The sequence below is a fragment of the Mycobacterium sp. genome, from assembly GCF_052145595.1.
Lineage (GTDB): Bacteria > Actinomycetota > Actinomycetes > Mycobacteriales > Mycobacteriaceae > Mycobacterium.
Genome location: NZ_JBKQOI010000371.1, coordinates 1 through 5,297, shown reverse-complemented (window position 1 = coordinate 5,297; position 5,297 = coordinate 1). Strand labels below are relative to the sequence as shown.

The 5,297-nt window shown below is 66.3% G+C and carries 5 protein-coding genes; 1 reads left to right on the top strand and 4 read right to left on the bottom strand.

From position 1 onward, the window contains the following. Nucleotides 1-128: 128 nt before the first annotated feature. The 4 genes from ACLP4W_RS30320 to ACLP4W_RS30305 all read right to left on the bottom strand — a co-directional run bounded on the left by ACLP4W_RS30320 (nt 129) and on the right by ACLP4W_RS30305 (nt 4,286). Complete coding sequence (locus ACLP4W_RS30320) at nt 129-1,427, bottom strand: acyl-CoA dehydrogenase family protein (RefSeq protein ID WP_442391323.1); 1,299 nt, start codon at nt 1,425-1,427, stop codon at nt 129-131. Nucleotides 1,428-1,430: 3 nt separating this feature from the next. Next, the gene (locus tag ACLP4W_RS30315) at nt 1,431-2,570 is read right to left on the bottom strand and encodes a CaiB/BaiF CoA transferase family protein (protein ID WP_442391321.1); all 1,140 of its coding nucleotides are present in this window, start codon (nt 2,568-2,570) and stop codon (nt 1,431-1,433) included. Continuing rightward, nucleotides 2,567-3,358 (bottom strand): enoyl-CoA hydratase/isomerase family protein, encoded by a 792-nt coding sequence (locus tag ACLP4W_RS30310; protein ID WP_442391319.1) that lies wholly within the window; start codon nt 3,356-3,358, stop codon nt 2,567-2,569. Before ACLP4W_RS30310 ends, ACLP4W_RS30315 begins: the two co-directional genes overlap by 4 nt. Nucleotides 3,359-3,458: 100 nt before the next feature. Continuing rightward, nucleotides 3,459-4,286, bottom strand: coding sequence for an oxidoreductase (locus ACLP4W_RS30305; RefSeq protein ID WP_442391317.1), 828 nt, complete (start codon nt 4,284-4,286; stop codon nt 3,459-3,461). Between the two features lie 133 nt (nt 4,287-4,419). On the opposite strand from ACLP4W_RS30305, the gene ACLP4W_RS30300 reads away from it, so the two are divergent. Beyond that, nucleotides 4,420-5,297 (top strand): wax ester/triacylglycerol synthase family O-acyltransferase (locus ACLP4W_RS30300; RefSeq protein ID WP_442391315.1); only part of this gene is annotated, 878 nt, incomplete at its 3' end.

Below are 5,297 nucleotides of genomic sequence, written 5' to 3'. Positions count from 1 at the left end.
CGCCGCGCCTTCACCCTCATCGGCGCCCCGATCCCCCTCACCGCGGCGTAGTCAGACACCCAGCGCCAAGAAACCAACAAACCCCAGCTCAACACTAAAAAACACCATCTCACCGCCGTAACTTCGGCCTAGCCGCGGGGGATGCCCGCCAGCTTGTCCGCGAACTTCGCCTCCGCGGCGGCGCGCAACCGCAGCAGGTGTTCGGAGGGAAACAAATCGGGCGCGCGCGCGATATCTTTCAGCAACAGCCGGGCCAAAGTCACCTTGTGCACTTCGGTTGGACCGTCGGCAAGGCCGAGCACGAACGACTCCACCAGGTACTGCACGAACGGCATCTCATGAGTGGTGCCCAACGATCCATGTAGCTGGAGCGCCCGCGACGACACGTCGTGCAGCACCTTCTGCATCATCGCCTTCACCGCCGAGATGTCGGCCCGCACCGCTTTGTAGTCGTTGAATTGGTCGATTTTCCATGCGGTTTGAAGAGTGAGCAGCCGGAAGGCCTCGATCTCCATCCACGAGTCGGCGACCATTTCCTGGACGAGCTGCTTGTTGGCCAGGACCTCGCCCTGCGTGTGGCGCGACACCGCCCGCTCGCACATCATGTCGAAGATCCGGCGGACCAACCCCACCGTGCGCATGGCGTGATGAATGCGGCCGCCGCCCAGCCGGGTTTGGGCGACGACGAAGGCTCCACCGCGAGGGCCCAGCATGTGATCGGCGGGCACCCGCACGTTCTCGTACCGGACGTACCCTTCGCGCCCACCACCGCCCAGGGGCTGATAACCGAGCCCGACGTCGCGCAACACGTTGATGCCCGGGGTGTCGCCTGGCACGACGAACATCGAGTAGCGCTCATACGGTGGCGCCTCGGGGTCGGTCATCGCCATCACGATGATGAACGACGCCATCGAGGCAAACGACGAAAACCACTTCTCTCCGTTGATGATCCAGTGGTCACCATCGGCCACCGCGCTGGTGCGGAACACCTTCGGGTCCGCGCCGCCCTGCGGCTCGGTCATCGAGAAGCAGGACACGATCCGGTTGTCCAGCAGCGGCTCGAGGTAACGCGCCTTGAGTTCGGGCGTGCCGTAGTGCGCCAGGATCTCACTGTTGCCGGAATCGGGAGCCTGGGAGCCGAAGACGATCGGCGCGCATTCCGAACGGCCCAGGATCTCGTTGAGCAACGCCAGTTTCACCTGGCCGTAGCCCGGCCCGCCCAGATGCGGCCCAAGGTGAGTAGCCCACAGGCCCCTCCGTTTCACGATCTCCTGCAGCGGCGGGATAAGGGCCTGACGCACCGGATCGCCCAGATCGTGGGACTCCTCGACGATCAGGTCGATCGGCTCGCACTCGGTGCGCACGAAGTCGTCCACCCATTCGAGTTGTTCGGCCCACTGTGGGTCGGTGGAGAAGTCCCACGACATCTGTCATCTCCTTTTCTGGGCCACCACGCCGGCGCCTTCGAGTTCGGCGATGTCGGTTGTGTTCAATCCCATCTCGCCCAGCAGTTCACGCGTGTGATCGCCGGGCAGCGACGGGGCGCAGGGCGCTGCTGGTGGGGTACGTGAGAAGCGCGGGGCGGGCGCGGGCTGAGTGACGCCGTCGACGTCGATGAAGGTCTGCCGCGCAACCAGGTGTGGATGCCGCGGCGCATCGGTTAGCGAAAGCACCGGTGTTGCACAGCATCCCGGTGAGTCGAGAATCTGTTGCCATTCGTCGCGGGTTTTCTCGGCGAAGCGCGCGGCCAGCGCGACGCGATGTGCACTCCACGTGGCCGGCTGGTCGTCATCGTGGGGCACGTCGACGCCGAGGCGATCGCACAGTTCGGCGTAGAACTTCGGTTCCATTGAGCCGACGGCGATATGGCCTCCGTCGGCCGTGGCGTAGACGCCGTAGAAGTGCGCGGCGCCGTCGAGCAGATTGTCCTGACGGCGGTCGCGCCAGGTGCCGGCGGCAACCATGCCGAAGTACGGAGCCAACAGCGTCGCCACGCCGTCGACCATCGCGACATCGACGACCTGACCCTCACCCGACTCGCGGGCCTGAAGAATCGCGCTGAGCAAGCCGACCGCCAGCAGCATTCCGCCGCCACCGTAGTCCCCGACCAGATTCAGGGGTGGTATCGGCGATTCGGCAGTACCGATGCCGTGCAGGGCACCGGCCAGTGCGATGTAGTTGATGTCGTGGCCGGCGTGGCCGGCCAGGGGACCGTCCTGCCCATAGCCCGTCATGCGCGCATACACCAGGCGAGGATTGCGCTCCCGCAGCGCCTCTGGGCCGATGCCCAGCCGTTCGGCCACGCCGGGCCGGAACACGTCGACGAAGGCGTCGGCGTCGGCGACCAGAAGGCGCACCAACTCCCTGCCGCGCGGATCCTTCACGTCGGCAGCGAGCGACCGTTGGCTGCGCCGAACCGTGTAGTCGATGGGCAGCGGACCGTCCACACCCGCGATGGGGTCGATGCGTATGACATCTGCGCCCAAGTCTCCCAACAGCATTCCGCAAAACGGGGCGGGTCCCAGGCCACCCATCATGACGATGCGGACGCCGCTCAGCGGACCAGTCACTGCGACCACTTTTTCCGGCGCGCCGCCGCGTCGTCGGTCGCGTGCGCGATCACCTGGTTGCGGTTCTCCAGTTCCAGCGCCGACGAGAGGCTCGAAGCGTCGGTGTTGACTTGCAGCGCACGCTTCGTCAGTTGCACGCCGAGCGGGGCAAGGCCCGCGATTTGACAGGCCAACTCCACGGCGCGGTCGGCCAGCCGATCGGGTTCGACGACCTCGCTGACCAGACCGCGCCGATCGGCTTCGGCGGCCGATACCGTGCGGCCGGTGAGCATCCAGTCGGCCGCGACACTGGTTCCGACGATGCGCGGCAGGTGATAGCTCATGCCCATCTCCGCGCCCGACAGCCCGAGCAGGATGGCGGCGTTGCCGAACGATGCTTCGGCCGAACAGATCCGGATGTCGGCGGCAAGACACAGCGCCAATCCCGCTCCGACGCAAGGACCGTTGACCGCGGCGATGACGGGCTGCGGCAACTGACGGACGGCTTCGGCCAACCCGGCCATTTTCTCCTGGAAGCCCATCCGCTCCAGCGCCGGCGCGGTGGCCGCCGGCACGTTGGGTCCAAAGTCGCGCATGTCGATCCCGGCGCAAAAGCCGCGACCCGCGCCGGTGAGCACAACGGCATGCACCGACCCGTCGGCGGCCAAATCGTCCAGGGTCTGCCCCAATTCCGTCCGCATGACCTCGTTGATGGCGTTGAGCCGCTCCGGGCGATTCAGACGCACAACGACGACGTGTTCGCGCGGCCGGTCGAGTTCCAGCGTCGTCAATGAGATCCCTTCGATCATCACCGATCGTAATGCGTCTCTCAGTTCAGGAGAACAACCTTCTCGTAGAAAGCAAAGCTATTCTCTGACGTCGCGAGTCGTCGGGGCTCAGAGCGAGGCGTCAGTCGAAGTTGGTGCTGCTGGTGAGCCTTTCCCATTTCCCGATTTCGCTCGCGCGGCTTTCCGCGACGTAGCGATAAAGGGCCAGGGCGTCGGGGCCGAGGAGCAGGAATCCCGGGGGCTCGTTTGACTCGACCGCCGCAATGATCGCCGCACCGGCCTTGGCCGGGTCGCCCGCCTGGTTGCCGTCCATGGTGTCGTTCTCTTTGCGGCGCTGACCGGCGGTCTCTGCGTAGTCATCGATGACCGTGGCCGACTGCACTAGCGACCGCCCGGCGAAATCGGTCCGGAACGCTCCGGGCTCGACCACCGTCACCGAGATGCCGAGCGGCGCAAGCTCCCCCCGAAGCGCGCCGCTCATGCCCTCGATGGCGGCTTTGGCCGCCGAGTAGTAGCCGGATCCCACCGGGGTCACCGTGGCGCCGATGGAGGAAATGTTGACGATCGCGCTGCTGCGGCGTGCCCGCATGCCGGGCAGCACCGCCTTGATCATCGCGACCGTGCCGAAAAAGTGCGTCTCGAACAGGGCGCGGACGTCGGCGTCCTCGCCTTCTTCGACGGCCGCGCGATAACCGTAGCCGGCGTTGTTCACCAGGACGTCGATGCCGCCGAACCGCTCTTCGGCCTGTCGCACCGCCGAGGCGACCTGTTCGGCGTTGGTGACGTCGAGGGCGACGGCGAGCACCCGCTCGGGTGCGGTGTCGGCCAGGTCCGTCACTTTCGCGCTGTCGCGTGCGGTGACGACGGCATTGTGGCCGGCGCCGATGACCGCTTCGGCGAGCGAGCGACCCAGCCCGGTCGAGCAGCCCGTGATGAGCCAGGTGGACATCGGAAAGTCTCCTTCCAGCCGAGGTGTATCGCGCACCGAGATCCTACGAGGAAACGGCGAAAGAGGTGACGCCAATCTGGGCGGATGAGCCCGTTTTGACGTCGCTTGGCCCGGGGCGCTCTACGCTTTCGCCATGACGCGGTTGTCAAGCCTGGACGCGGCGTTCTGGTTTGCCGAGACCCATACCTGTCCGATGCACATCGGCGGTCTGGCGATCTGTGATCCGTCCGGGGCCCCCAACTTCAGTTTCGACGCGGTCAAAGACCTCTTGTCGGCTCGCCTCCCGGAGCTGCCATTGCTGCGGTGCAAGGTGGCCGGCGCGCCGCTTGGCCTGGACAGGCCTTGGTGGGTCGAGGACACCAAGCTCGACATCGACTACCACGTCCGACGCATCGCGGTGCCCCCACCGGGCGGACGTCGCGAGCTTGAGGAGCTCGTCGGCCGTCTCATGTCCTATCCGCTGGAACGCAGCAGACCCTTGTGGGAGCTGTGGTTCATCGAGGGTCTCGACCGCGGTCGTGTCGCGACCCTGACCAAGATCCATCACGCCGTCGTCGACGGTGTGTCGGGTGCCGGGCTGGCTGACATCATGCTGGACGTCACGCCGGAACCGCGGCCGCCGGCGGTCGCCGCGGGCGGGTCGTCGGCGGCCGGCATGCCGCGTTTCGAGCGGCGCGCGCTCGGCGCCATGTTCAACGTCGCGGTGGCGACTCCGTACCGTGTGGCACGGATCGTGCAGCAAACGCTTGTTCAGCAGCTGGCAGTGCGCGGACTGGCGAATAAACCGCCGCATTTCTTCGAGGCGCCCACCACACGGTTCAACGCCGACCTGACGCCCGAGCGGCGCGTCACGTGTGCCCGGGTGCCGTTGGAGCGGGTGAAGGCCGTCAAACAGGCTTTCGGTGTGAAGCTGAATGACGTTGTCATGGCAATGGTTTCGGGCGCGATCCGCGGCTACCTGGAGGACCGGGGGGAACTTCCGGATCGGCCGCTGATCGCCCAGATTCCGGT